This window comes from Staphylococcus sp. TCBT05 (assembly GCF_055179755.1).
Map to the genome: position 1 here is coordinate 432383 of NZ_JBUQDQ010000005.1, position 25754 is coordinate 458136.

At 31.6% G+C, this 25754-nt stretch carries 26 protein-coding genes; 13 read left to right on the plus strand and 13 right to left on the minus strand.

Annotation, left to right across the window (positions count from 1 at the left end; genetic code table 11):
* Positions 1-56 precede the first annotated feature (56 nt).
* Positions 57-395 (plus strand): winged helix-turn-helix transcriptional regulator, encoded by a 339-nt coding sequence (locus ACY191_RS01985; RefSeq protein ID WP_229366729.1) that lies wholly within the window; start codon positions 57-59, stop codon positions 393-395.
* 177 nt (positions 396-572) lie between these two features.
* Here the strand turns inward: ACY191_RS01985 and ACY191_RS01990 are convergent, their stop codons facing one another.
* From ACY191_RS01990 to ACY191_RS02000, 3 genes are all read right to left on the minus strand, one after another.
* Positions 573-1550: a tRNA dihydrouridine synthase gene (locus tag ACY191_RS01990; protein ID WP_229366728.1), complete on the minus strand. Its 978-nt coding sequence runs from the start codon at positions 1548-1550 to the stop codon at positions 573-575.
* Positions 1551-2080: 530 nt separating this feature from the next.
* Positions 2081-3232, minus strand: coding sequence for a hypothetical protein (locus ACY191_RS01995; protein WP_229366727.1), 1152 nt, complete (start codon positions 3230-3232; stop codon positions 2081-2083).
* A 66-nt stretch (positions 3233-3298) separates the two neighbouring features.
* Positions 3299-3649 carry a transposase gene (locus ACY191_RS02000; RefSeq protein WP_229366726.1) on the minus strand — a complete coding sequence of 117 codons (351 nt, stop codon included), beginning with the start codon at positions 3647-3649 and terminating at the stop codon, positions 3299-3301.
* Between the two features lie 202 nt (positions 3650-3851).
* Here ACY191_RS02000 and ACY191_RS02005 point away from each other — a divergent pair, with 202 nt between their 5' ends.
* The 3 genes from ACY191_RS02005 (at position 3852) to ACY191_RS02015 (ending at position 4660) form a co-directional block, all read left to right on the plus strand.
* Positions 3852-4121 carry a GIY-YIG nuclease family protein gene (locus ACY191_RS02005; RefSeq protein WP_229366725.1) on the plus strand — a complete coding sequence of 90 codons (270 nt, stop codon included), beginning with the start codon at positions 3852-3854 and terminating at the stop codon, positions 4119-4121.
* 165 nt (positions 4122-4286) lie between these two features.
* A complete protein-coding gene (locus ACY191_RS02010) occupies positions 4287-4502 on the plus strand; it encodes a hypothetical protein (RefSeq protein WP_229366724.1) in 216 nt (71 codons plus the stop codon).
* Positions 4499-4660 (plus strand): hypothetical protein, encoded by a 162-nt coding sequence (locus ACY191_RS02015; RefSeq protein ID WP_229366723.1) that lies wholly within the window; start codon positions 4499-4501, stop codon positions 4658-4660. Before ACY191_RS02010 ends, ACY191_RS02015 begins: the two co-directional genes overlap by 4 nt.
* Positions 4661-4947: 287 nt before the next feature.
* Here ACY191_RS02015 and ACY191_RS02020 read toward each other — a convergent pair whose 3' ends face one another.
* Complete coding sequence (locus tag ACY191_RS02020; RefSeq protein WP_229366722.1) at positions 4948-5697, minus strand: HAD hydrolase family protein; 750 nt, start codon at positions 5695-5697, stop codon at positions 4948-4950.
* Positions 5698-5979: 282 nt separating this feature from the next.
* On the opposite strand from ACY191_RS02020, the gene ACY191_RS02025 reads away from it, so the two are divergent.
* Together ACY191_RS02025 and ACY191_RS02030 are read left to right on the plus strand one after the other, a co-directional pair.
* The gene (locus ACY191_RS02025) at positions 5980-7995 is read left to right on the plus strand and encodes an MrcB family domain-containing protein (RefSeq protein WP_229366721.1); all 2016 of its coding nucleotides are present in this window, start codon (positions 5980-5982) and stop codon (positions 7993-7995) included.
* Entirely contained in the window at positions 7982-9316 is a 1335-nt protein-coding gene (locus tag ACY191_RS02030; protein ID WP_229366720.1) for a 5-methylcytosine restriction system specificity protein McrC, read from the plus strand. Before ACY191_RS02025 ends, ACY191_RS02030 begins: the two co-directional genes overlap by 14 nt.
* 220 nt (positions 9317-9536) lie before the next feature.
* Here ACY191_RS02030 and ACY191_RS02035 read toward each other — a convergent pair whose 3' ends face one another.
* Genes ACY191_RS02035 through ACY191_RS02060 form a run of 6 tightly spaced genes read right to left on the minus strand, consistent with a single transcriptional unit; the run spans position 9537 to position 15542 of the window.
* Entirely contained in the window at positions 9537-10871 is a 1335-nt protein-coding gene (locus ACY191_RS02035; protein WP_229366719.1) for a GntT/GntP/DsdX family permease, read from the minus strand.
* Positions 10872-10923: 52 nt separating this feature from the next.
* Entirely contained in the window at positions 10924-11649 is a 726-nt protein-coding gene (locus ACY191_RS02040; protein WP_229366718.1) for a GntR family transcriptional regulator, read from the minus strand.
* A gap of 7 nt (positions 11650-11656) precedes the next feature.
* Positions 11657-12673: a sugar kinase gene (locus ACY191_RS02045; RefSeq protein WP_107579602.1), complete on the minus strand. Its 1017-nt coding sequence runs from the start codon at positions 12671-12673 to the stop codon at positions 11657-11659.
* Positions 12666-13415, minus strand: a complete 750-nt coding sequence (gene dagF, locus ACY191_RS02050) for a 2-dehydro-3-deoxy-phosphogluconate aldolase (RefSeq protein ID WP_229366717.1) — start codon at positions 13413-13415, stop codon at positions 12666-12668. The genes ACY191_RS02045 and dagF overlap by 8 nt, the downstream gene beginning before the upstream one ends.
* Positions 13415-14515, minus strand: coding sequence for a DgaE family pyridoxal phosphate-dependent ammonia lyase (locus ACY191_RS02055; protein WP_107579592.1), 1101 nt, complete (start codon positions 14513-14515; stop codon positions 13415-13417). Before ACY191_RS02055 ends, dagF begins: the two co-directional genes overlap by 1 nt.
* A complete protein-coding gene (locus ACY191_RS02060; RefSeq protein ID WP_229367403.1) occupies positions 14493-15542 on the minus strand; it encodes an amidohydrolase/deacetylase family metallohydrolase in 1050 nt (349 codons plus the stop codon). The genes ACY191_RS02055 and ACY191_RS02060 overlap by 23 nt, the downstream gene beginning before the upstream one ends.
* A gap of 289 nt (positions 15543-15831) precedes the next feature.
* Between ACY191_RS02060 and ACY191_RS02065 the strand changes: the two genes are divergently transcribed.
* The 5 genes from ACY191_RS02065 to ACY191_RS02085 are packed head-to-tail and all read left to right on the plus strand — an operon-like array spanning position 15832 to position 20710.
* Complete coding sequence (locus tag ACY191_RS02065) at positions 15832-16599, plus strand: IclR family transcriptional regulator (RefSeq protein WP_229366716.1); 768 nt, start codon at positions 15832-15834, stop codon at positions 16597-16599.
* Entirely contained in the window at positions 16596-17537 is a 942-nt protein-coding gene (locus ACY191_RS02070; RefSeq protein ID WP_229366715.1) for a sugar kinase, read from the plus strand. The genes ACY191_RS02065 and ACY191_RS02070 overlap by 4 nt, the downstream gene beginning before the upstream one ends.
* Before the next feature lie 8 nt (positions 17538-17545).
* Positions 17546-18169 carry a bifunctional 4-hydroxy-2-oxoglutarate aldolase/2-dehydro-3-deoxy-phosphogluconate aldolase gene (locus ACY191_RS02075; protein ID WP_229366714.1) on the plus strand — a complete coding sequence of 208 codons (624 nt, stop codon included), beginning with the start codon at positions 17546-17548 and terminating at the stop codon, positions 18167-18169.
* Between the two features lie 12 nt (positions 18170-18181).
* Positions 18182-19327 carry a galactonate dehydratase gene (gene dgoD, locus ACY191_RS02080; protein WP_229366713.1) on the plus strand — a complete coding sequence of 382 codons (1146 nt, stop codon included), beginning with the start codon at positions 18182-18184 and terminating at the stop codon, positions 19325-19327.
* A 21-nt stretch (positions 19328-19348) separates the two neighbouring features.
* Complete coding sequence (locus tag ACY191_RS02085) at positions 19349-20710, plus strand: gluconate:H+ symporter (RefSeq protein ID WP_229366712.1); 1362 nt, start codon at positions 19349-19351, stop codon at positions 20708-20710.
* Between the two features lie 87 nt (positions 20711-20797).
* Here the strand turns inward: ACY191_RS02085 and ACY191_RS02090 are convergent, their stop codons facing one another.
* Positions 20798-21532, minus strand: a complete 735-nt coding sequence (locus ACY191_RS02090; RefSeq protein ID WP_229366711.1) for an NAD-dependent protein deacylase — start codon at positions 21530-21532, stop codon at positions 20798-20800.
* A 182-nt stretch (positions 21533-21714) separates the two neighbouring features.
* Between ACY191_RS02090 and ACY191_RS02095 the strand changes: the two genes are divergently transcribed.
* Positions 21715-22581 (plus strand): alpha/beta hydrolase, encoded by an 867-nt coding sequence (locus tag ACY191_RS02095; protein ID WP_229366710.1) that lies wholly within the window; start codon positions 21715-21717, stop codon positions 22579-22581.
* 112 nt (positions 22582-22693) lie between these two features.
* Here ACY191_RS02095 and ACY191_RS02100 read toward each other — a convergent pair whose 3' ends face one another.
* Both ACY191_RS02100 and ACY191_RS02105 read right to left on the minus strand, forming a co-directional pair.
* The gene (locus ACY191_RS02100) at positions 22694-23065 is read right to left on the minus strand and encodes a cupin domain-containing protein (protein ID WP_107527153.1); all 372 of its coding nucleotides are present in this window, start codon (positions 23063-23065) and stop codon (positions 22694-22696) included.
* Positions 23066-23078: 13 nt separating this feature from the next.
* Positions 23079-24032 carry an NAD(P)-dependent oxidoreductase gene (locus tag ACY191_RS02105; protein WP_463269890.1) on the minus strand — a complete coding sequence of 318 codons (954 nt, stop codon included), beginning with the start codon at positions 24030-24032 and terminating at the stop codon, positions 23079-23081.
* A gap of 444 nt (positions 24033-24476) precedes the next feature.
* Between ACY191_RS02105 and ACY191_RS02110 the strand changes: the two genes are divergently transcribed.
* Positions 24477-25643 (plus strand): MFS transporter, encoded by a 1167-nt coding sequence (locus tag ACY191_RS02110; RefSeq protein ID WP_229366708.1) that lies wholly within the window; start codon positions 24477-24479, stop codon positions 25641-25643.
* Positions 25644-25754: the final 111 nt, after the last annotated feature.

The window sequence follows — 25754 nt, forward strand, 5'->3', positions numbered from 1 at the left end:
TTTCTATCATAAGAAGGCACAAATAAGTAACTGGTTGATTATAGGAGGGAACTATGATGTATTCAACAATCAAGTACGATAATTGTAATGCAGTGATTCAACGTGGATGTCCGATTGAAAGTATACTTCGAGCATTAGGTAGTAAGTGGAAAGGAATCATTATCAGCGCACTTTATTATCAACCTCATTTTTACAATGCGCTACATAGAGATATACCTGGAATAAGTAGAAAAATATTAACAGAACAACTGAATGATTTAATTTCATTGCAAATTGTACAAAGGGAAGAAATGGATGACTATCAAAATAAAGTTTTGTACACACTAACAACAAAAGGGAAGGCCATCTATCCAATGATTCAAGAAATGGCACATATTATAAATACAGATTTATAGATATTAATTTAGTAGGGTAAACAACCGCATTATAAACTGATAAGTACTAGATTATCAAAAATAATAATCATAAGTTCCTTACTGATAAAAAGCATAACTATTTGGAGTGTTAGTTAATCCCCACACAATCAATAAAATCTCCCTTGATAACAAGGGAGATTTTATAGTTTCAAAAATTTATGCTTCTACTTCTTCCATCTGTGCCTCAAACTCGTCGAGCAATGCAATTGCTTCGTCTGTCGTTTGTGTTTGCATTAATTGGTGTCGTAGTTCGCTAGCGCCTCTCATGCCACGTACGTAGATTTTAAAGAATCTGCGTAAAGGTTTGTATTGGCGTGGTTCGTCTTTGGAATATTTGTTGAATAATGCGAGATGTAATCGTAATAATCCTAATAGTTCTTTACTTGTATGTTCGCGGGGTTCCTTTTCAAATGCGTGTGGATTATGGAAGATACCTCTACCAATCATCACGCCATCAATGCCATATTTTTCAGCAAGTTCAAGGCCAGTCTTTCTGTCTGGGATATCACCGTTAATAGTTAGTAAGGTATTTGGTGCGATTTCGTCACGTAGTTTTTTAATTTCTGCTATTAATTCCCAGTGTGCATCTACTTTACTCATCTCTTTGCGGGTACGTAGGTGAATCGATAAATTTGCGATATCTTGTTCAAAGACGTGCTTTAACCAATCTCTCCATTCCTCTATATCATAATAGCCGAGACGTGTTTTTACACTTACCGGTAGACCTCCCGCTTTCGCTGCTTGAATAATTTCAGCAGCAGTTTCAGGACGTAGTATCAGACCCGATCCCTTACCCTTGCTCGCAACATTAGCTACTGGGCAACCCATGTTTAAATCGATACCTTTAAAGCCCATCTCTGCCATACCGATACTCATTTCACGGAAATGCTCTGGCTTGTCACCCCATATATGAGCGACCATTGGTTGTTCATCTTCACTAAATGTTAAGCGACCACGTACACTGTGGACACCTTCTGGATGACAAAAGCTTTCAGTATTGGTAAATTCTGTGAAAAATACATCAGGTCTAGCAGCTTCACTAACCACGTGGCGAAAGACGATATCCGTCACGTCTTCCATTGGCGCCAAAATAAAAAATGGACGTGGTAATTCACGCCAAAAATTTTCTTTCATAATATATATAAACCTTCTTTTCTCTTAATATCTCTACTTTTTACACATGATGATATTACCATAAATTATAAAATTACAAAATGGTTGTTGATCAGTAATAACCTTTTGGAAGCAATTTCTTTCAATTGTATAAAAACGTATGATGACTATGACAATTTTACCAATGTAGAACGAAACAAACAATTAAATTTTTATTAACTTTAAGAATAAAGATATGTATAAAATTCACATTATATTCTGATGATATGTTGGTTTGAGAAATAAATAAGATTAAGCGAGAACTTGGCTTTAGTATTAATGACACTAAATATAATAATATAGTTGTTCAACGAGATAAAAAATTTCATAAAATTAACATTTATTCTTTAGCCAGAGATAATTATTTCCTAAACTCTTTTTATAAAATTCTCATGAATTAGGGTTAACCCAGAATTTTAAAAATTTAGGTTTATTGGTTCTGGCTAATAGGGAAGCACTATATTATGAAGATTATCATTAAATTATGCACTTCATATATCTAAAGTATTATTTTAAATATCTATAACAGGTTTATGATTATAGCCTAAATCATCAATTTTTAAAATATAGTTAAATAATAATGTGCTTGCTTGTGATTGTTCAATATTGAAATTCCTGGTATAATTTGTAATTTTCCAATTATTGGCAACTACTCGTTCCCCATATTTTTCACATTGAGAGACAATTATATTTTCAACATGATTCTTCGCGTATTTTCTAGATTGATATAACTGTGTACCATTTTTAACTTCTTTATTTATTATATATGCAATTTCACCTGTAGAGAAATAATCTAATAAATAATTAAAAGTTAATTTTACTTTATCTTCAGAATGATAAATAAAGCCAACATCTTTCATATAATAACTTAAATTTTCTATAGATTCATATAGTGCAATTTCTCTCCACATCTCAAAGCAGAAATCCTTACTAAAAAGATTTCTGTCAGGATAAGCTAAATCTTTAAGGTCCTTAAAATGAATGTTTATATAAAAGTATACATAGTTAATGTTATAACTTTCAATTTGTTCATTTTCAAAATCGAAATTCAAAAAATTTGAATCACTTTTTGAAAAGTCTGGGACTATTATTCCATTATGTATTAAATGATCAAATATTTTTTGGGTTTCCGTTATTGTAGGAGAAATTTTTGTAAAGATATCCTTAAATGGCTTTATGTGCATCATATTCTCATCTAATCCACTTCGAACAATTACTGCTAAGTAAAATCTATCTAATTCTGATAGATAGGTTTCGGAAATTTTTTCTGGATAAACTTGATTTGAAATTATTTTTAATTTTTTTTCATTAACTGCTCTTATACTACTTTTTCTTTCTTTCTCACAATTTTCACAATTACAATTAGGAGATGATATATGTTTACAGTTAATACAAATTATATCTGGATTGGTTTTAGCTGTTCGACCTACTAACTTTTTATACAGGATATTGTTGCAATACTTACACGTATAATTGGTGTAGATTAATGGGAATGAGTAGACAAGTCGACTAGGTACTATATTAATTTTATATTCAGATATTAGAGAGTTTATATTTTCTCCTTGGTAATAACGGTTGATTAAAGTTAATATATCTGCCTTTTTTAAATGCGATATATTTTCGTTAATTTCTTTGAAATATAAATTTTTTTCTGTGTAAATCATACTACACCCTTTCTAATACTTATAGTTACTTAATATTGAGAAGACTAGATTATCCATTGAAAATTTTCAATTTAAATATCGGTTTAATGTTTCTAAAGTTATTTTTATATTTGCAACTTTATCATTTTCCTTATGAATTTCATTTTGAAGTTTTTCAACTTTACTAAGAGAGTTTTTCAAATCTTTTTCCATTTCGATTATAGTATCGGATATATCAAGTTTTGAATAGTTAGCATGCTTAGAATTATTTGTTTTATAGGAAACTTTAGGAAATTGTGCTTCTTTAATCCATCTTGCTAAAACAGACGGAACTAAATCATATTCTTCTCTGATTTCTTTTTGTGTTTTTCCTGATGCATACAAGTTAACTACTTTTTCTTTAAATTCTTTAGAAAACTTTCTTTTTTTTTGTACCATAAATTCCTTCCTTTTCTCTATTCTTATATATAAGATAATTTATTTTCTTTTATATTTCAAGATTTAAGAAAATAAATTAAAGAAAATTCGTACCTATAGAGACTGCTAAAAGAAAAATTAGTAGAAAATTTAAATACCGTGTATTATAAAGAATAATAAAGTTTTCTTTTTGAATGCATAATACATGATATAGGTGATAGTTATGAGTAAAAATTTAAAGATAGAACAAGTCAATTATAATAGAGAGCAATTTAATAAAGTAGTTAAAGAATGGCATGTATCTAAAGGTTCTAAATATTTATTAAGATATCCAACTGTTTATATTTTAAATGATACAAACGATAAGAATAATTATGAGGTGTATGTTGGAGAAACGAATAATATTAAATATAGAACGAAACAACATTTAATAAAAGGAGAATCCGAATGGTTAGATCTTTCAAATTCTGATACGTCTTCATGTATGTTATAGGTCATAAATATTTTAATAAATCATTGACCATGGATATAGAAAATAGATTAGTGCAATACTTGTCTAGCGTCGATTCTGTGGTAAAAATATACAACAATAGAACGAATCAGCAAAATGATTTTTATACTTCAGACAAGTTAGAAGAGGTGCTTTCAGAAGTTTGGAATGAACTTCATAAAAAACAAAGAACTATTTCCAATAGAAAGTATAGTCAGGGACTCAGCTATATTTAAGGCTTCACCCTTTCACAAATTGACAGATGAGCAAATGATTGCTAAAGAAGAGATTTTGTCAAAAATTGAAGATGCCATAAAGAAACAAGAAGAAGGACAACTGATAATGGTTGAAGGCGAAGCTGGCTCTGGAAAACAGTACTTATGAGTACATTATTTTATGAACTGAAAAAATATGGATTCGAATGTATAGATAAAGAACTCAATATGCATCTTTTAATTAATCACGATGAACATGTAAGAATTTATCAACAAATTGCTAAAAAATATAGAAGACGATACAAACCCATCATTGTGGGGAAATAGTGATAAAAAATTTGACTATATAGAAGTATAGTTTGTATGTTTGGTGTGTTTATGAAGCTAATAGAACCAACAAATACTTAAACGTGAATAGAAAAAATCTTTGATAGATGCTGCGATAGCTCCATTAGAGGAAACATACAAAGTATATATTTATTGTGAATCACGAAAAAAATATATGAATTAAATGATAAAATACATTACCAAAGCGTTTGTATAGAAGTGGTAATGTCTTTTTATTTTAAAATATAGAGTGTAGTTAAACTTATTAAATATTGCTAATTTTAATATCAAATTAAATATTGTTTAATTGCTTTGTTTACATCAGTGATTGTACTTTGAACGATAGTTGATGTAGTATTTAAAATTTCACTATCCGATTTAGCAACAAAATAAGATTCATAAGCAAATTTCAGTAATTCAAAGTCATTGATATCATTACCAAATGCGATGTAAGATTCATTACCGATTAATTTACTTAGTGTAGAGTATTTATTAATATTCGGTGCAGTAATATCAATACTAGCATCTGACTGGTGATAATTTACAGATAGAGTACTATGTTTACTTTCTAAATGATTTTTAATAGCTAAATAGTCAACTTTATTAATATTAAGCAAAATAATTTTTATTGGCTTGATAATTTTTTCAATCTCAACATTTTTGGCTAAATCATCAGGATCTAATTGCTTATAAATAGGATGCGTATCATTAACGCGTGCTGAATAGTCAAATTCACCGTCAATAATGTAGTCAAGGTCATAATGAGTTATCAATGATTTTATATCCTGAAAAGAATATAAATCTATGTAAGAAATGGGAATAATATTTTTGTTTTTATAAATAATTGATCCATTACCACCAATAAGTAGATTATCTTCAAAGCCTTTTACTATAGGAAGTAAATCTCTAATAGGACGTGCTGAAGCAAATATAACACGATTATTTACTGATAATTGCTGGATTGATTTAACAATACTAGCATCAATAAAAGTACCATTAAAGCATATCGTTCCATCTACATCAAATACAAAAATCAATACTATCAATCCCTTTAATTAAATAATCAATATTATTATAACGAACATAAATATTCATCTGTATAATAGTATAATCAATATTTAAATGTACATCCATTTGTAAGACATTAGAGTTTCCTCTTCATCAAACAATATGAGCAATTTTAAAATCCAATATTTAAATAGAAAAAATAAAAAATAGAAATTAGATATATTTGTCTGTAAGAATTTTTAATATGCTAAAATTAAATTTGAATAGGTACTTCAAAAGTTAAAAACTTTTATCGATTAGGGGAATTATTAATGACATTATCAAATTTAATAGAAGCGATAGGTAATACATACGTTAAAGAAAGAGAATCTGGTAAATTTAAGAATGCACCAGTCGGTGATTTAGTAAAATATAAAATGGTAGAAGAACTAAAAAGTATAAAAGAACTAAATGACTACGAAATTAAAGGCAGTATTGGGAATGGTCAATTTGCTTCTGTGCCGTGGGTTGCAATTATGAATCCAGATGTCACAGATGCTACTACAAAAGGTTTTTATATTGTTTTTTTATTTAGTGCTGATGGAGAAAAAGTATATTTGACATTAAATCAGGGAGCTACATATTTTAATGATAAAAAGGTGGATAGCTCGGAGATATTAAAAATATCAAAGTCAATTTATGGAATTTTAGAATCTCCAAAAAGTAAGCTAGTCGATATTCATTTAAATGCTGACACATCACTAGGAAAAAGCTATGAACCAACAACAATTAGTGGCTTTGAGTATTATATTAATGATATTCCTGACTCATCAGTGATAGAAAGAGATATTAATAAACTGTTGAATGATTATGAACAGTTAGTAGCTATATACAGAGAGAATGGTCAAGATATTGATCAATTTTATCAACTTATACGAAACTCTGAAGAAAAGAAATATCAAAATTTTAAAAATTTATTTATGAATTTTGTGGAACAAAGCCAGATTAATATAACTGATGAAAAAAACAAAAATACAAATATAAATCTTGAAGGTATCGAAGAGCTTGAAGTTACTAAAATTAAAAATTTTAACTCTGTACGAATGAATGGAGTAGACTTGCATGTTCATCTATTTAGTAATAGTCATTATGGAAGAAAAAATGGTAATGGAAGCGGAAAAGTTCCGTATATATGCTATCAATGTTCATTAGGAATTTGGATAACTATTAGAACAACTTTTGAAAATTATAAAATGACTCATGCTAGATTAACTATGTGGAATGAAATAGAGCAGAAAGAGCAGGAAATAAGTCAAAACTATAATATTATTGAAATGGATTTATTTTCAGATAATCCACCCAACGCATATTTCAAACAATTTTTTGATGATTATATGAGTTATAAAGTAGAGGGCGAGGAGGATTCAGTGGTGGAAAATGAAAATGTAAAAGAGATAGCTGAAAAATTATTAAAGGCAAAAAACATCATACTTAGAGGGGCACCAGGAACTGGTAAGAGTTATCTCGCCAAAGCGGTAGCGTCAAAGATCATAGGCGTATCTAATGAAGATGTCGAGTCATCAGAACAATTTGAATTTGTACAATTCCATCCGAATTACGACTATACAGACTTTGTAGAAGGAATCAGACCTGTTATATCTGATGATGGAACTATGGGGTTTAATTTGAAACCTGGAATATTCAAAACTTTTTGTGAGAAGGCTAAAAACCCACACAATAGTAACATTTTCAATGAAATTTACACGGAAAATAATAATGATGTGAAATTTGTATTTATAATTGATGAAATAAATAGAGGGGAAATTTCTAAAATATTTGGAGAATTGTTCTTTTCTATTGATCCTAGTTACAGAGGAATAAAAGGAGCAGTAAAAACCCAGTATTCAAATATAGATTCTGAAAAAGATAAATTTTATATTCCTGATAACGTATATATAATTGGAACAATGAACGATATTGACCGTTCAGTTGATACTTTTGATTTTGCCATGAGACGTAGATTTAGATTTATTGAAATCAAGGCTAATGAAAATATTGAAATGTTAGAAACTCTAGGAGATAAAAAAGAAGAAGCTATTACTAGAATGACTAGTCTTAACAATGAAATATCGAAAGTAGATGAGTTGGATAGTAATTATCACATAGGTGCTGCTTATTATTTAAAGGTGGCTAACATAAGTTTTGAAGAGTTATGGGAAGATTATCTGGAGCCGTTATTATCTGATTATATTAGAGGAATGTTTAATGAGGAAGAGATTATGGAATTATTTAAATCGGCTTATAATAACTCACAAGGAGAATCAGGTTTAGATAATGAAATTGATTAAAGTGAAAGACAATGTTTCTAAACCGTCAAATGAGTTTAGAGAAATTCCGAATCTAACAAATTCAATATTAGATAAGACTACATCAGAACTTGAAGATACAGGCATATTTGTTTTTCCTAATAGTTTAAAGGAACAAGAAGGTATAAGTGACAATCAAGTTATTCTAAATAAAGTAAATCAATCCTATCGTACTGGTAATATAGTTGGATTTTTAGGTTATAATCAGGAAAATTTAATTATTGAATCACGCTTTTCAGAAGGACCACAGGATTATTTTTTTCAATATTTAATAGAAAATGTGCTGAAAATACCGTATGTTGTTGACTTTAATACGATAATTGACCAAGAAAATAAAGTTATTGATCTATTTATTTTTATTTTTCCTTATTATTTAAAAAAAGCTATGCGCAAAGGATTGTTCAAGGAATATAATCGAAATGAATATAATAACGATAATTTAAAAGGAACTATAGATATTCAAAGACATATAAAGAATAATACACCTTTTGTTGGGAATATCGCTTATTCACAGAGAGAATTTTCGTATGATAATTACATTATACAGTTAATTAGGCATACAATAGAGTTTATTAAAAAGAGAAAAGAAAGCAAAGGTATACTAAGTAGCGTTAAAACAGAAGTGCAAGAAATCAGAGAGGTTACGACAAGTTATAATCATAGGGATAGAAATAAAGTGATAATGTTTAATAATAAGAGACCTATTCGTCATGCATATTATAAGGAATATAGAGAGCTACAAAAACTATGTTTAACGATTTTACAACAACATAAACATTATATAGGTAATGGTGCAAAGAAAATAAATGGAATTCTATTTGATGCTGCATGGTTATGGGAAGAATATATTTATAAATTAATCGATGAAGATTTTTATCACCCTAAAAATAAAGGCGGTAGTGGCGCACAAAATTTATTCGGTAGAAAAAAGTATTCTAAAATAGGACTAATTTATCCAGATTTTATTGGGCGTAATGAAGAGAGAAGAATTATTGGAGATGCCAAATATAAACCTATTCAAAATATTGGAAATAAAGACTATTTGCAAGTATTAGCATATATGCTTAGATTTGATTCTAAAATAGGTTATTATTTTTACCCCAATCAAAAAGAAAATGATGATCAAGTATTGTATTTAAATCAAGGGACTACGTATGAAAATAATGTACAAATGCGTGAGGATATAAAAGTAATAAAACTTGGTCTAACAATACCGAGAAATGTTATTGATTATAAAGATTTTTCAGAGAAAATGAAACAGTCAGAAGAAGAATTTTTTGCAAAGTATAAGAGTTATATATAGCTTTTTGCTACAGTAGTAGTGAAATTGCTAAATGGTTCTAGCATTGTGTAATAATGGTAACGGAGTTTATAATATTAAAAGAATCAGATCAAAAATCAAAGGATTGCTTCCAGAAAAGTTTGGGAGCAATCCTTTGAATATTTATACTAAATCAAATTGTAACTTTTGATGTCTTGTATAGATGGTTGTTCTGTTTAATCCTCTAATCCCTCCGCAAAATTTACATAAATGAATCAATGATATACGCGAAACCAAAGGCAATTAATGCGAGCAATGTTTCCATCACTGACCAAGTTTTAAAAGTTTCTTTCACATTTAAACCTAAATATTCTTTAACCATCCAAAATCCAGCGTCATTAACATGGGAAAGCATTAAGGAACCTGCGCCTGTGGCAATAACTAATAATTCTAAGTTCACTCCAGACATATGTTGGATAATGGGTGACACAATACCTGCAGCTGTTGTTAATGCAACTGTGGCAGATCCGGTAGCAACACGTATTAGTCCGGCTACTAAAAATGCTAAGAGTAGTGGTGAGATTGAAAGGTGTTCTGTCATTTGTGCAATTGTGTCACCTACACCTGTTTCAATCAGTATCTCTTTAAATCCACCACCAGCTCCGATAATTAAAATAATTGAACCCACCGGTAAAATGCATTCTTCTACTAAATCTTTGATTACATTTTTGTTCATGCCTTGTTTAAATCCTAATAAATAAAAGGCGACAAAGCATGAAATCAGTAGTGCAATAACGGGGCTACCTATAAATAATAAAGTGTTTTTTAATAGATTTGGTATGTTTCCTAAATACGGCGTAACTATAGATAACAACATTAATAATACTGGTAAGGCAATAACTAAAAATGAAATAGCAACACTTGGAAAGACATTTGTTTTATTCTCAACTTTAATAATATTAGGCGGATTTTCTGGTGTGAGTCGTTTACTAATAAATTTGCCGAATATTGGACCAGCTATAATTGCAGTTGGCAATGCTATGATAAGAGAATAGAGCAATACTTTTCCTAAATTAGCTTCGTAAATACCTATGGCAGTCATCGCTCCAGGGTGAGGAGGGACAATACCATGTACAATAGATAAGCCAGCTAGTAATGGAATTGATATGAGTAATATATTTGCTTTAGTCGTTTTATGAATTGAAATAACGAGTGGTAATAAAATAACAATACCGACTTCAAAGAACACAGGTATACCAATAATAAAACCTGATAACATCATTGCCCAAGGCAGTTTTTTATATCCTAAGGCTTTAACAAGAAAATCAGAAATTTGCATGCCTGCACCTGAATCGGACATAAGTTTACCCAAGATTGTTCCTAGTGCTAATATGCCTACGAGGTGACCAAGCACATCGCCAACACCTGATTCATAAGCTGTTACAATTTTTTCGGGAGATAAGCCTGCTAATATTGCTAAAAATAAGCTGGCAACCGTTAAACTAATAAATGCGTGCCATTTCCACCATGCAACGCCTAAAATAACAATTACAATTGACAGTAGTGTAATAATTAATAAATAAATGTTAGAATCCATCCATGTTCCTCCAGTTATGTTAGCGCTTTCAAAATACTATAAAAAATCTGCATCAATCTTTTAGACTGATGCCATATTTTTTCAATTCACTATTATAATAACCAATACTATACTCTAACACTGCGCCATCTACGGAATAAGATTTTCTTTCTCTAATGAGTAATGGCTTATTTGTATCAAGGTTTAGTTGTAATGCAGCATCTTGATTAAAATCAGCAGAAAATTCATCTTCTATGTCTTGAATCTCTAATTTATCTGTTTCTAAAATTTTATATATTGATAGATCGTTATTTTCTTTAGATTTATCCACATCACTTAAAATATTAAGTGGGTAGGGCAAATAGTGCTCGAATAGTATATAGGGTTGATCATTTAATAAGTAAATTCTTGTAAGTTTATAGGATTTTGTGCCAAACATTTTAAATAAATGACTATCTTTTTCGTGTGTTATTACTGTAATATCTTTAATGATTTTTTGGATTTTATTACCTTGTTCTACAAGTTTTTCTGTGAAATTTTTATTTTTTGTTTGTGTGTCCGCTTGTTTGTGACTAATTACTGTAGTGCCTTTGCCGCTTTTCTTTTCTAAGTAACCTAAATTGACTAGCTCTTTAATTGCGGCTCTTACTGTTACTTTGCTTACGTTAAATTCTTTTTCGAATTCTATTTCTGTAGGTATATAGTTTCCTACTGTGTATATACCATGAATAATTCTATCTTCAATAATTTGTTTGATTTGTAAATATAAAGGTCCTTTGGCTGATGATAATTTTGTCATAAATCAATTACCTCTCAATATCGTTTTTTTCATTATTTATGATTTTTATTATATCATCAGTATCAAACAATGGTGTATCTCCAGAAATTGTATGTGCGAGTACACAAGAAGCTGTTGAAAATGATACGACATCTTGTGGTGCCATGCTTGAAAGTTCTCCATGTATAATGCCGCAGGTGTAAGCATCGCCAGTGCCAATTCTATCTAAGATATTAACATCATATATTTTAGAGTAATACATATTTTCGTTACTATATAAGTAGCCCTTAATGGTATTATGAGTGCTATCTTGTACAGTTCGTATCGTTCCTGCAATTTTATTTATGTTAAATTTTTGAGCTACAATAGGTAACAGTTCTTCTAGTTGACCTTCTTTTGTTTGATGGTTTGTTGAAAGACCTAACGTTTGAATTGCATCTTTTTCATTCATTATGACGATATCGGCTTGTGATAATATTGTTTCGTAAAATGGTTTCGCACGTTGATTGCCATTTTCTCCCCATAAGGAAGCCCTGAAATTACAATCGAATACTATTTTAATGTTTTGCTCTTTTGCTGCTTTCACTAATTTCATAATGTTATCGCGGGTTAATTGATTCATAGCGAGTGTGATACCACATATATGCAAGATGTCGACATCTTTTAGTGATTGTATTAAATCATATTTTGAAATATCTGTAGTATTAAAACTACTGTGTTGTCTATTAGTATAAGTTACGTTGCTTGAACGGTTGCCGAAGCCTTTTTCTAAAAAATACATACCCAAATTGTCGTTATTTTTAATAATCAAATCACTATGAATGCCTAATCTACGTATGGCACCAATTGCAGAGGAACCAATTGAATTATCTGGTACAGCACTGATTAAACTAGAGCTATATCCAAATTGAGCTAATAGTCCCGTAATATTTACGCCTGTTCCTGTAAATGAGTATTTTAAATTCTCTGCTTGTCTAAGCAAAAGGTTGTCTGGAACTTCTAAACGCATCATTATTTCTCCGTAAGCAACAATGTTTTTATTCATATTGATCAACTAGAGATTTCATTTTAGTAGTTAGCCATTCTACATCTTCAACATAAGTTAAGCCTGTATCTTTGCTAATTATGGAAGAATATACATGAGGTATGATTTTAGGAACATTATAATCTAGAGCAATTTTTAAAATAGCTTCAAAGTTTTCTTTTGTAATGCCGCCTGTTGGTTCTAGACCGAAATTTGTTTCTCCACATGCTTGAGCTACGGCTTTATATTCTTCAACTGTATCTAAACCGCCCATTGGAAAGAATTTAATAGAATTTCCACCCATATCTTTAATTAGATTAATAGCTGCTTTTATAGGTATAATCGCTTTTTCAGAATCAGTACTACTAATCGGACCTGTCGATATATTCACATAACCTACTTTGCCAGAAGGTGACACTAAAGCATTGACCCAAGATTCATCATTTGCATTAGCTGTAGTTTGTCCTACGCTTGTAAATACTTGATTAATATGTGAACCTTGATAACATTTTGCAATGTTTGAGACAACTTTTGCTTGTCTATTATCACCAGCGCCTAATCCAATTGATATTGCATCATCAACGTTTGAACCTAAAGCACGCATACTATCTACAGCATCATCCACAGTCTTATAATCTTTTGATAATACGCCAACAACTACCTTTTTATCTGCTGCTTGATAGACATCTTGAATATTTTGTTCACCTTTTGCTAACACGTTAAGCGCTACTTTGCCTTTATAAAATCTGTCTGATATTTTCATTAAATTTCACCCTCCATTATTTGAACAATCGTTTTATAGATAATCTCTATCTCGCCATCTTTTAATGGTCTTGGATCAATGTCAAAAAATCCTTGTTTAACACCATAATCTCGTGTATAAATAGCAATTTCAGCCAATTTTAATTTCTCAACAACTGATTCTGCAGTTAATGTTGGTGAATCTACATGTACACGTGTTCTATAAATTTCTCTGCCTGCTTCATCTTGAACAATTTCTAAATTTATTTCCTTATAATTGTTCAATCTATCTAGTTTTTGTAGTTCTTCTTTTTCATGTATAGAGGTATCTACTTTTTCAAAATATTCATCGAGTGCTTGTAATAGTCCAAAAGTAGACTCTTTACCTACCTTCATACTTCGTCCTATAAAGTGTAGCTGCACTTTAGTTGCATCAATAAAATTCTTTTTACCTGCCACAATACCGGTTGTAGGTCCTTGTATAGCTTTTGATCCACTAAAAATAGCCATATCTGAACACTGTATATATTTTTCTAAATTTTCTTCTGCAGCTGCATCTACTATAAAAGGAATATTATTTTTCTGTGCGACTTCATATATTTCATCTACGTTTGCCATGTTTTTTTGTACTGCATGATGGGATTTTACATATAGTATCGCAGCGGTGTTTTCATTAATTGCTTCTTGTATATGTTGTGCCTTACCTTCATTGGCATAACCTACTTCAACAACTGATCCACCACCTAAATAGATCATAGTTTCTATAGGTGCACCATATTGAACATTATGTCCTTTAAAAATAATCACTTCATTTTTGCTAATTTTATCATTATGAAGTCTTTGGCTTTTTCGTTCATTTCCCCCTGTTATAACGCCTGCAATTGATAATGCTATCCCGCTCGAAGCGGAGTTTACAACAACAGCATCTTCTGAATTAAGTTTATTCGCAATATACAATCCTGATTGCTTAACCAATTCTTCAATTTCTACATAATTTTGTCCGCCGAATTTCATTGCTTCCATGACTGAGTTGGTTGGTGAAGATACACCAAGAATGCTCATTCTTCCACTGGCATTAATGACTTGTTTTAAGCCATATTTATAATTTAATGAATTTGCCATTTGTAACTACGCCTCTTTCCTTAATAAATTTTTTCGTTTTGACTTTTTGTTGTGCTGAATCTATAAGGGATATTTCTTCATCAACTACATCAAATAGAGTTAAATTTGCTAGAATACCTTCTCTAAATTCTGCCAATTGAGGTTTATTTATAATTTTCGCTGGTTTAAGCGTTACTGCATTAATAATTTCTTTTAGACTATAGTTTAAATATAAAAATTTTGATAAGACATTAGATAAACTATATACGGGTCCGTGTATTCTGTTTTTTTTATAAATATCAGTACTAATCGTATCAAAGTGTATATTTGCACTTTGTGCTTGCTTAGCTACTTCAAATGAAAAACTAGCATTGCCATGACCTACATCTAAATTAACGCCTCTATCAACAGCTTCTTTAAGGACGTTCAATGGTTCTCCATTTTCATCAAATAGATTATTATCTTTACCATTTAAGAAATGTGTAATGACATCGCCTTGTCGTAATAGTGGTATGACATCTTGAATTTTTGGTGGTGCAGACCCGATGTGTGTCATAATAGGCAATTTTAATTGTTCACTTATTTCTATTGCGTTTTTTAGAGGAACAGTACCATTACCTTTTACAACACTGCTACTTATACGAGCTTTTAGACCGATAATCATATCTGGATATTTGTGTGCAGCAGATATACATAATTCCTTGTCTATCCAAGATAAATTAGACAATTCATCAATTCTCTCTAGACCTATTTTTGATATATTTAAGAATGAAAATAATTGTGTATCACTATATAATGCACGTTGATACAGTTCATCAATCCTATCGGAACCACAACTTCCAGCGTCAACAATCGTTGTAACACCTTGCTTAACCCCGATAGCATCTATATCATCTCCATATGGACTAAAGTCAGAAAATGCATGTACATGCAAATCAATCCATCCCGTTGACAAATAAGACTCAGAACCGTCAAAAAGTATGGGGCCTTTTAATGTATTGGCTTTTCCTATCTCTTTGACGACACCTGCCTCAAGTGAAACATCCATTCGTGTTTCTTTTTCTACTAATAATATGTTTTTTATTATTCCTGTACTTTTCACACAATATCACCTCGCAAAAAGATTATAACATTATAATGTTTGGAAGCGCAATCATTATAATATTCGATTAATAAAAATAATAAATAGTATTAAACAAATTTATGATGTATTGATTTATAAAACATATTCCAAATCAAAATGATGTAATATTGACAAATTAAAAATAATATGATTATATTCTTGTGCTTTCACATATATATTTTCATTTCACATATATGAAATAAGGAGGGGGATGGTGAGTATAGTTAAATCTGCAAAGCGTGTATTTGATGTTTTAGAGTTATTGAAGGATGCATCGCTACCATTGAGTGAGAAGGAAATAGGTGATGCCTTAAATATTCCACCAAGTAGTTTGTTTAATTTACTTAAAACAATGTTGGATTCTAAATATATTAGGAAGGATTATCAAAATAAATATTTATTAGGGCATAAGTTGATTAATTTGGGCAATAGGGCTCGAGAAGATTTGGATTTATATAATGAGAGTTTAACTTATATTAAAAATCTAAATGACAAAATAAATGAAACAATTTTTCTTGCTTATCCTCAATACAATGAAATGATTTACCTAACTAAGATTGATAGTAATAGGTCTATTAGAACGACTGCACAACCTGGAACGAATAAACCGATATATTCTACAGGATTGGGCAAAGCTTGTTTATCCATGTATGACAGCAATTTATTAGATGAAATGTTTGAGCATATTAAATTTGAAGCAATCACACCCAAAACTGTAGGTAATTATGCTGATCTTAAAAAGCAGTTAGCGATGTTTAAAGCACAAGGTTATGCCATTGATGATGAGGAAAATGAGATGGGTTTATATTGCATCGCGGCACCAATATTGAATGATGCGCAGCAAGTTGTTGGTGCAATAAGTTGTGCTGGACCTAAGGAAAGAATTATTGAAAATAAAAATATCCCAGGACTTATTAAGCAAAATGCTTATTTTATTTCGAAGGCAATGGGTTTAACAAGAAATGGAGTGAATATATATTGACTGTAATTTCATATGGAGAAGTCATGGGTGTGTTTTCAATTAATGATGGTAAGTTCGTATATCGAGATCATGCACAATTTCATATTGCAGGTGCGGAAGTTAATACAATGATTGGTTTAGCTAAATTAGGTTTATCTTCACAGTTTATTACAGCAGTAGGTAATGATGCGATAGGTGATGCTATACGATATCAGTTGAATGGGGAAGCTGTAGGAACGCATTTTTTAACAACATTAAACAATTTTTCCACTGGACTCATGACTAAAGAAAGAGGCGTATCCAATACGATTCATGTAGATTATTTTAGACAGAACAGTGCAGTGAATCATTATGATATTAAGCCTTTTTTTAAAGATATATTTGAAAGCGCATCCATTTTGTATATTACTGGTATTACACCGGCATTAAGTGAACTAACTTACAACACTACTTTAGCTTTAATTAAAGAAGCGAAAACTAGAGGATTAACAGTGATATTTGATCCGAATTATAGGGGGAAATTATGGGCTCAAGATGAATTTAAGTGCTTTTATAACAAAATTGCCCAAGATGTAGATATTTTACTAACTGGTAGCAGTGAAGCACAGATTCTATTTGGAAATAATGCGAATGAAACGATTGCAAAGGAACTTAATCATAAGTTGTTAGTTATTAAAGATGGCTCAAACGGTGCCTTTTTTGCAAATCAAAAAGCACAATGCTTTAAATCAGCATATCATGTTAATGAAATTGATTCGGTAGGTGCAGGTGACGCTTTTGCTGCTGGATTAATATATGGACTTGAAAAATATGGATTGGAAAACTTAGCGCAAATGTCTCAATATGCGCTAGCTATGGGCGCATTGGCCACAACGGCTTATGGAGATTTTTATGGGTTACCAACGCTCAATGAATTAGAAAAATTTATAAATCATCAACTAAGTGATGTGGAAAGGTAGTGCTTTATATGAACATTGATCTAATAAAAGAACACAAAATCATATCAATCATTAGAGGATATGATACTGAAGATACATTGAAAATAGTAGAACAACTATATGAAGCGGGGATTAAACTAGTTGAAGTCACGTTGAATTCTCCGGAGGCATTAAAATCTATTAGCGATTTAAATGAAATTTATGGAGAAGCAATGTATATAGGCGCAGGTACTGTTTTAAATGCAGAAGATTGTCAACAAGCCATAAATGCAGGAGCAAAATTTATTATTTCGCCAGATACGAATAAAGAAGTAATAACATGTACGAAAAATAATCATAAGATTTCCATTCCAGGTGCGTTGACACCTTCTGAAATTACGTTTGCTATGAATACCGGTGCAGATATAGTGAAAGTATTTCCAATATCTGAAATGGGAGCAGGCTATATCAAAGATATTTTAGCGCCATTAAATGAAGTTGATTTGTTACCGACGGGTGGAATTAATTTAGAAAATATTAAGCAATACATTGATGTAGGTGCAATTGGTGTCGGTGTCAGTAGCGCGATTGTAAAAAATAATCTTGAAATTAATAGAACAACATTGCATGAAATCAAATTGAAAGCAGAAAAGTTACTTGAAAAGTTAAACTAGGAGGCTATTAATATGAAAATTAAAAGTTATGAATTGTATCAGGTACCACCGAGATGGTTGTTTTTAAAAATTACAACGGATTGTGGTATTTCTGGTTGGGGTGAGCCAGTTATTGAAGGTAAAGCCGCGACTGTGAAAGCAGCAGTGACTGAATTAATGGATCAAATTATTGGTGAGGATCCAAGTAATATTGAAGGATTATGGAATCAAATGTATCGTTCTTCATTTTATAGAGGTGGTCCAATATTGATGAGTGCAATTGCTGGGATCGATCAGGCGCTTTGGGATATTAAAGGAAAGTATCTTAATGCACCAGTGCATCAATTATTAGGTGGTAAAGCGCGTGAAAATATTAAAGTCTATTCATGGATTGGTGGAGATAGACCTACGGATGTTGCGATAGAAGCTCAAAAAGTTGCAGATAAAGGATTCACAGCAATTAAAATGAATGCTACCGAAGAATTACAATATATTGATGATTTTAGGAAAGTTCAAGAAGTTGTTGAACGTGTAAGTGCGATTCGAACGAAAATGGGAGAGGACTTTGGTATAGGCATTGATTTTCATGGTCGTGTACATAAACCTATGGCGAAAATTTTGTTTAAAGAGTTAGAACCGCTGCATCCATTATTTATTGAGGAGCCTGTTTTACCAGAACATAATGATAGTTTGAAACATTTATCGAACTTTTCGACACCAATTGCAACTGGGGAAAGAATGTATTCACGTTATGATTATAAATCTTTATTAGCGGAAGGTTATGTAGATATTATTCAACCTGATTTGTCTCATGCGGGTGGTATTACGGAATGTAAAAAGATTATATCTATGGCAGAAGCTTATGATGTTGCAGCAGCACCACACTGCCCACTGGGTCCTATTGCTCTAGCTGCTTGTTTGCAAGTAGATGCAACTTGTCATAATGCAATTATACAAGAGCAAAGTTTAGGTATCCATTATAACAAAGGAAATGATTTATTGGATTATGTGAAAGATAGAAGCATTTTTAAATATGAAAATGGTTTTGTGAAAATACCTGACGGACCTGGTTTAGGCATTGAAATTGATGAAGATTATGTTAAGGAAAAAGCAAAAGAAAGTCATAATTGGAAAAATCCAGTATGGAAACATAAGGATGGCTCTATTGCCGAATGGTAAAGGGTCGTAAGGGGGATAAATATGAGCTTAGTTGGCGTTATATTTAGTGTAGTTATCAGTGTCGCCATTCTTTTAATTTTAATTATAGTATTAAAGTTAAATACATTTGTTTCACTAATTATTACATCGATCATTGCAGGTTTATTTTTAAACATACCAATGGAAAAAATAATGGGAAGTATTGAAAGTGGAATAGGAAGTACACTTGGTCATATTGCTTTAATATTTGGTCTTGGGGCAATGTTAGGTAAATTACTTTCTGATGGTGGTGGTGCGAATAGAATTGCAGAAACACTGATTTCGAAATTTGGAGAAAAATATACACAATGGGCAATCATCATTGCTTCGTTTATTGTAGGTATAGCCTTATTTTTAGAAGTTGGTTTAGTATTGCTTATACCATTAGTATTTACAATTGCCAAAAAACTTAAGGTATCACAATTAAAAATTGGAATTCCTATGATGGCGGCACTTTCCGTAACGCATGGATTCTTACCACCACATCCCGGACCAACAGTTATCGCGAAAGAGTTACATGCCAATATTGGAGAAGTACTCATGTATGGCATCATCATTGCGATACCTGTAGCGATTATATCTGGACCTTTATTTTTAAAAGTGGCAGAAAAAATTGCACCCTCTGCATTTCGAAAAGAAGGGGATATTTCAGAATTAGGTTCTCAAAAGAAGTTTTCCGAAAATGAAATGCCGAGTTTTGGTTTGAGTGTCTTTACAGCATTGCTACCTGTGATATTAATGTTATTATCTACGATTTTACAATTAATAACAGGTCACGAAGATGGTAAGGGTATGAATTATATTGAGAACTTTGTGTATTTTATAGGAACAGCAGGAACAGCTATGGTGATTTCAGTTATATTTGCTATATTTTCTATGGGATTATGGAGAGGAAAACGAATTGGAGAAACCATGGAGTCTGTTACGAACTCTATTTATCCAATTGGCATGATGCTACTCATTATTGGTGGCGGTGGTGCATTTAAACAAATTCTAATAGACGGTGGCGTAGGCGATACGATTAAAGAGAGTTTTACAAATACAACTATGTCTCCGTTACTGTTTGCTTGGATTATAGCTGCGGTACTGCGTATTGCATTGGGATCAGCAACGGTAGCAGGTATATCGACGACGGCAATTATATTACCTATTGTACAAAATTCGGACACGAATGTTGCACTTGCTGTCTTGGCCATAGGTGCTGGGAGTCTAATCTTTTCTCATGTTAATGATGCGGCGTTCTGGATGTTTAAAGAATATTTTGGTCTGACTATTAAAGAAACATTTTTAACGTGGTCACTTTTAGAAACCATTTTGTCAGTTTCAGGAATTATATTTATTTTATTTATAAGTTTGTTTGTATAGTAGTAATATGACAAAATTTAAGTGGAAGTTTCAGAAGCAGAGTGCTGTTTATAGTGCTCTGCTTTTTTATTATGCCCCAGGATTATCTTACTCTAAATCAGTTAATTTATTAATTACAGTGACCATATCGTCATTGATAACTAGATTAGCGTCATGGTCGTATGGTGTAGCATCTCGGTTAATGATAATAAGGTTATCGCCTTCGAAATTAGAGATGAGGCTAGCAGCAGGTTGAACTACGAGTGATGATCCAAGTACAACTAATGTATCTGCGGACTTGATTTTATGTAGTGCATTGAATATAGTACCTTGATTGAGCATTTCTCCATAAAGTACGATGTCTGGTCTGATTGGCTCACCGCATGTTTCACAAGCGCGTAAATTTTTGGTGATAACATCATTTTTTGAATATTCATGATTGCAATGCGTACAGTAAAAGCGATTGAGTGTGCCATGTAATTCGTCAACATGTGTGCTGCCAGCATCAGCATGTAGTCCGTCTATATTTTGAGTGATGACGCCTAATGAACGTTTATCTTGTTCTAATTGAGCGATCCATTGATGAACGCTATTAGGTTTTTTGTCTGCAAATAGTAGATATTGATGACAAAAATTAATAAATCCAGAAGGGTCGCTTTTTAAATATTCATCACTTAGTAAATATTCTGGAGCGTATCCATTTTTCGAAATTTCATCATACAGTCCTCCAACCGAACGGAAATCAGGAATGCCACTAGCAACTGATATACCTGCTCCAGTGAAAAAAACGATCTTGTTTGATGAATCAATCATATCTTTCAACTGTTTAATACTACTTTCCATATTTATCACTCCAGTTAGTTTTAAATCTATAAAAGTATAATGCTTTAGAATAATTTTAAAATTTTGTAGTACTTTTAGCAAATGTGCACAATAGATTAATGACTTTATAAGGGATAGTTTGAGGCAATTTTTTCTAACATACATTATACTTAGTTTAAATGTAAGGAATCGAGGTTAGACTATTGAAGAAATTATGGATTACTATTTTAACTACTCTGTTAGTTGTTGTTTTAGGAATTGTATTATTGGTTACTTTTACGCATAAGAAACAGGATTCACAAGCTACAAGTGGTTCAGAATTTGCGAACAAGCAAGTACCAACTTTGTTTTTACATGGCTATGCGGGCAGTGTTAATTCTGAAAAATATATGGTTCAAAGAGCTAAAGCACAAGGGGTTTCTAAAAACATTATCACTGTGACTGTTTCAAAAGATGGTGATGTAGTATTAAGAGGGAAGCTTTCAAAAAATGCGAATAATCCAATCGTACAAGTACAATTTGAAGATAATAAGCAAGGGGATTATGCTAAAAATGCACAGTGGCTCAAAAACGTATTAGTAAAGCTACAACACAAATATCATTTCCAACATTTTAACTTCGTTGGACACTCTATGGGAAATATGACCTTATCGCAATATATGTTAACCTATGGAAATGACAAATCATTGCCGAAATTAGATAAGCAAGTGAATATCGCTGGCCCATTTAATGGTGTCTTGAATATGAATGAAAAAGTAAATGAAATTAGTGTTGATTCAAATGGCAAACCGAGTCGAATGAATCCGCCGTATCAAGAATTTCGTAAGCTCAAACAGGTTTATAAAGGTAAAAATATAGAAGTGCTGAATATCTTTGGTGACTTAGAAGACGGTACGCACTCTGACGGTAGTGTTTCTATTAGTTCAGCGAAGTCACTGAAGTATTTACTAGGTGATAGTCCTAAATCATATAAAGAAAAACAATTTAATGGAGACGATGCACAACACAGTCAGTTACATGAGAATAGTGAAGTTGCAGATGATTTAATTCAATTCTTGTGGGGAAAATAGAACATCGTTTTGTTTATGATATATACAAATTAAGTAGGAATAACTGACATATTACAATAGCCCATCAATGAGCTTTGAAACTCATTGATGGGCCTTTTAATATAATAAAGTGTTAACATTCATCTTCGCCTTCGTATTTATTGAAATCAAGAGGCATTGGAGTTGCGAAACCTAACATAATGAAGTCTTCATCACTGGTATTAACCATGCCATGCGCATCGCCAGGAAATGAAACGAAAATATCCCCAGCCTTGATAGGCATTTCTTTAAAGTGGTTAGTGATAAATGTCCCTTCACCTTGAAGTACAATCCAAACATCGTCGGCATTTTTATGTGTATGGCAAGGAAGAGATTGTCCTGGTTTCAAGCACCACATGGCTCCTGCTGATATTTGTGATTGATAGAATGTCGTTTTTTTTGCTGCTTCTTCTGAAAATGATGGGAGGTCTTTAATGTTAAAAAAACGATTTTTAGTATTAATCATGGTGTCACTCCTGTCAGTTCACAATATAATCTGGTAATGCTCCAGTAAGTTGTTTTACGACGTTAGTTGCTGCAATATTAGCCATCATATCTCGGGCTTCGAATGTAGCATTGCCAATGTGTGGCGTTATAACTACATTTGTCATAGACTTAAGTGCATCTGTAATTTGTGGTTCAAATTCAAATACATCTAATGCAGCACCTTCGATGAGTTTGTCTTCAAGTGCTTTAACAAGGTCTGCTTCGCAAACAATTGGACCTCGAGATGCATTGATTAAATAAGATGTTGGTTTCATTTTTTGTAGTGCTTGATAATCAATCATATGGTGCAATTGATCGTTATAGGCACAATTGATAGTTACAAAGTCAGAACATGTCAGTAGTACATCTAATTCGACGTGTTTTGCGTTTAATTCGGCTTCTTTTTCTGGGTAACGTGTAGGTCCTGAGTATAAGATATCCATACCAAAGCCTTTAGCACGTCTGGCAACAGCAGTACCGATTTCACCTAAACCAATGATTCCAATTGTCTTGCCTGAGACTTCACGACCTCTGAAAAATAATGGTGACCATCCATTAAATCCAGTAGTACGACACAGTTGATCTCCTTCAGGAATACGTCTAGCAACAGCAAGTAATATACCCATAGTCAAATCTGCAGTAGCATTTGTTGAAGTAATAGGTGTATTAGTAACATTAATATCACGTTTACGTGCAGCCTTAATATCTATATTGTTAAAACCAGCACCATAGTTTGCAATGATTTTTAAATTTGGAGCAGCATCCATCACTTTTGCACCGACATTCGTTGATAGTAAAGTGATTAAGGCATCCACATCTTGTACTTTTTCGATAAGTTCTGATTCTGAAATTAAGGTATCTCCAGTATACATATCTACATCAAAATGTGCCTTAAGTTGATTAAGACCAGCTTCAGGAATAGCACCTGCTATAAAAACTTTAGTCATAAACTTCGTCTCCTTTATATTGTGAAATTATTCACATATTATAGTTTTAGTTTATCATCTATATTTTGTATAGGTATGCCAAAATTGCTAAATCCTGACTGGAATTTTGTGCTTAAGTGACAAAATAATTCGGTACAACTAATCAATAATGAACTTACTGATAAATGCGTTAGTTGGTAGTGATTAAATTAGGAGAAAAGTTACTATCAAGATTCGATTATTGTCCCCCTATGACAGAAGGTATACCACAATCTAATAGTTGAAGTTATGTATTAAATTTGCAAAGTATCACGATGATTTTAAATTTGAAAATTTTATGAAAACTTGATATATCAGTAAAAACTTACTAAAACCTCTTTTAATTTAGTTGGATTTTTTGTAATATAGCACCTATGAATTTTTGTGAGAGAGTATCACATATAGTTAAAAGGGAGGGGAACAGTAATGAAAAATAATAATTTAATCTTTATTATCTTTATGATTGGTACATTTACAGTAGGGATGGCAGAATATGTTGTTACAGGATTGTTAACACAAATCGCCAATGATATGCATGTTTCAATATCTAATGCAGGTTTGCTCATTAGTGTATATGCAATAAGTGTAGCGATTATTGGCCCTTTTATGAGAATTGCAACGATTAATTATTCTGCAAAAAAGCTATTACCAATTTTAGTTGGGATCTTTATTGTTAGTAATATTATAGGAATGCTGGCACCGAACTTTTATGTATTACTGCTTTCAAGATTATTATCTGCAGCAATGCATGCACCATTTTTCGGTGTTTGTATGAGTGTTGCAGCAACAATTGCGCCACCTGCTAAGAAAACGCAAGCTATTGCATTAGTTCAAGCAGGTTTAACGATTGCAGTAATGATTGGCGTACCTTTTGGTTCGTTTTTAGGTAGCTTTACAAATTGGAGAACTGTATTTGGCATTATGGTTCTCTTGGCAGTGATCACATTTATAGGTGTACTAAAATTCACTCCAAATGTAAGTTTAAGTACGGAAGCCAATGTAAAGGATGAATTAACAGTCTTTAAGAATAAACATATTCTGATTATTATAGCGATTATTGTTTTTGGATTTTCAGGTGTGTTTACGTCTTATACATTTATGGAGCCAATGATTCATGAATTTGCACCATTTAAGACGGTCGGCTTAACAGTATGTCTATTTATGTTTGGTCTAGGCGGAGTTATTGGTAATTTAACGACTGGTAATATCCCACAAAGAAAGTTAACACAGTATTTATTCTATACGTTCTTGTTATTGTTTATTACGATTGCACTATTTGTAACAGTCTTACATGTTACAGTATTAGCGTTTATCATTTGCTTTATGTTCGGCTTTGGTACATTTGGAACTACACCATTGCTTAATAGTATGATTATTTTAAATGCACATGAAGCACCATTATTAGCAAGTACATTGGCTGCTTCAGTATTTAATTTGGCTAACTTTATAGGTGCTATATTAGGTTCTCTATTATTGAATATCAGCTTACCATATATTGAAATTACATTTGTTTCAGCAAGTATCATTCTATTGGGAATCATATTGAATTTTGTTAATTTCATATATGAACGTAAAGTTGTACGTAAACAATAAGATTAGAAAACCGTAATTATTAACTTTTTATAAAAAGTAATGAGGTTGGTAACAAATTAGAATCTCTTGTGTTTTGTAGTTTCAATATAAAGGTATGATATGACACGTGAA

Bases quoted from the DNA above. Each gene is read 5' to 3' on its own strand.
- ACY191_RS01985 (WP_229366729.1), top strand. From the start codon at position 57: ATGTATTCAACAATCAAGTACGATAATTGTAATGCAGTGATTCAACGT.
- ACY191_RS01990 (WP_229366728.1), bottom strand. From the start codon at position 1,550: ATGAAAGAAAATTTTTGGCGTGAATTACCACGTCCATTTTTTATTTTG.
- ACY191_RS01995 (WP_229366727.1), bottom strand. From the start codon at position 3,232: ATGATTTACACAGAAAAAAATTTATATTTCAAAGAAATTAACGAAAAT.
- ACY191_RS02000 (WP_229366726.1), bottom strand. From the start codon at position 3,649: ATGGTACAAAAAAAAAGAAAGTTTTCTAAAGAATTTAAAGAAAAAGTA.
- ACY191_RS02005 (WP_229366725.1), top strand. From the start codon at position 3,852: ATGAGTAAAAATTTAAAGATAGAACAAGTCAATTATAATAGAGAGCAA.
- ACY191_RS02010 (WP_229366724.1), top strand. From the start codon at position 4,287: ATGAACTTCATAAAAAACAAAGAACTATTTCCAATAGAAAGTATAGTC.
- ACY191_RS02015 (WP_229366723.1), top strand. From the start codon at position 4,499: ATGAGTACATTATTTTATGAACTGAAAAAATATGGATTCGAATGTATA.
- ACY191_RS02025 (WP_229366721.1), top strand. From the start codon at position 5,980: ATGACATTATCAAATTTAATAGAAGCGATAGGTAATACATACGTTAAA.
- ACY191_RS02030 (WP_229366720.1), top strand. From the start codon at position 7,982: ATGAAATTGATTAAAGTGAAAGACAATGTTTCTAAACCGTCAAATGAG.
- ACY191_RS02035 (WP_229366719.1), bottom strand. From the start codon at position 10,871: ATGGATTCTAACATTTATTTATTAATTATTACACTACTGTCAATTGTA.
- ACY191_RS02040 (WP_229366718.1), bottom strand. From the start codon at position 11,649: ATGACAAAATTATCATCAGCCAAAGGACCTTTATATTTACAAATCAAA.
- ACY191_RS02045 (WP_107579602.1), bottom strand. From the start codon at position 12,673: ATGAATAAAAACATTGTTGCTTACGGAGAAATAATGATGCGTTTAGAA.
- dagF (WP_229366717.1), bottom strand. From the start codon at position 13,415: ATGAAAATATCAGACAGATTTTATAAAGGCAAAGTAGCGCTTAACGTG.
- ACY191_RS02055 (WP_107579592.1), bottom strand. From the start codon at position 14,515: ATGGCAAATTCATTAAATTATAAATATGGCTTAAAACAAGTCATTAAT.
- ACY191_RS02060 (WP_229367403.1), bottom strand. From the start codon at position 15,542: ATGGATGTTTCACTTGAGGCAGGTGTCGTCAAAGAGATAGGAAAAGCC.
- ACY191_RS02075 (WP_229366714.1), top strand. From the start codon at position 17,546: ATGAACATTGATCTAATAAAAGAACACAAAATCATATCAATCATTAGA.
- dgoD (WP_229366713.1), top strand. From the start codon at position 18,182: ATGAAAATTAAAAGTTATGAATTGTATCAGGTACCACCGAGATGGTTG.
- ACY191_RS02085 (WP_229366712.1), top strand. From the start codon at position 19,349: ATGAGCTTAGTTGGCGTTATATTTAGTGTAGTTATCAGTGTCGCCATT.
- ACY191_RS02090 (WP_229366711.1), bottom strand. From the start codon at position 21,532: ATGGAAAGTAGTATTAAACAGTTGAAAGATATGATTGATTCATCAAAC.
- ACY191_RS02100 (WP_107527153.1), bottom strand. From the start codon at position 23,065: ATGATTAATACTAAAAATCGTTTTTTTAACATTAAAGACCTCCCATCA.
- ACY191_RS02105 (WP_463269890.1), bottom strand. From the start codon at position 24,032: ATGACTAAAGTTTTTATAGCAGGTGCTATTCCTGAAGCTGGTCTTAAT.
- ACY191_RS02110 (WP_229366708.1), top strand. From the start codon at position 24,477: ATGAAAAATAATAATTTAATCTTTATTATCTTTATGATTGGTACATTT.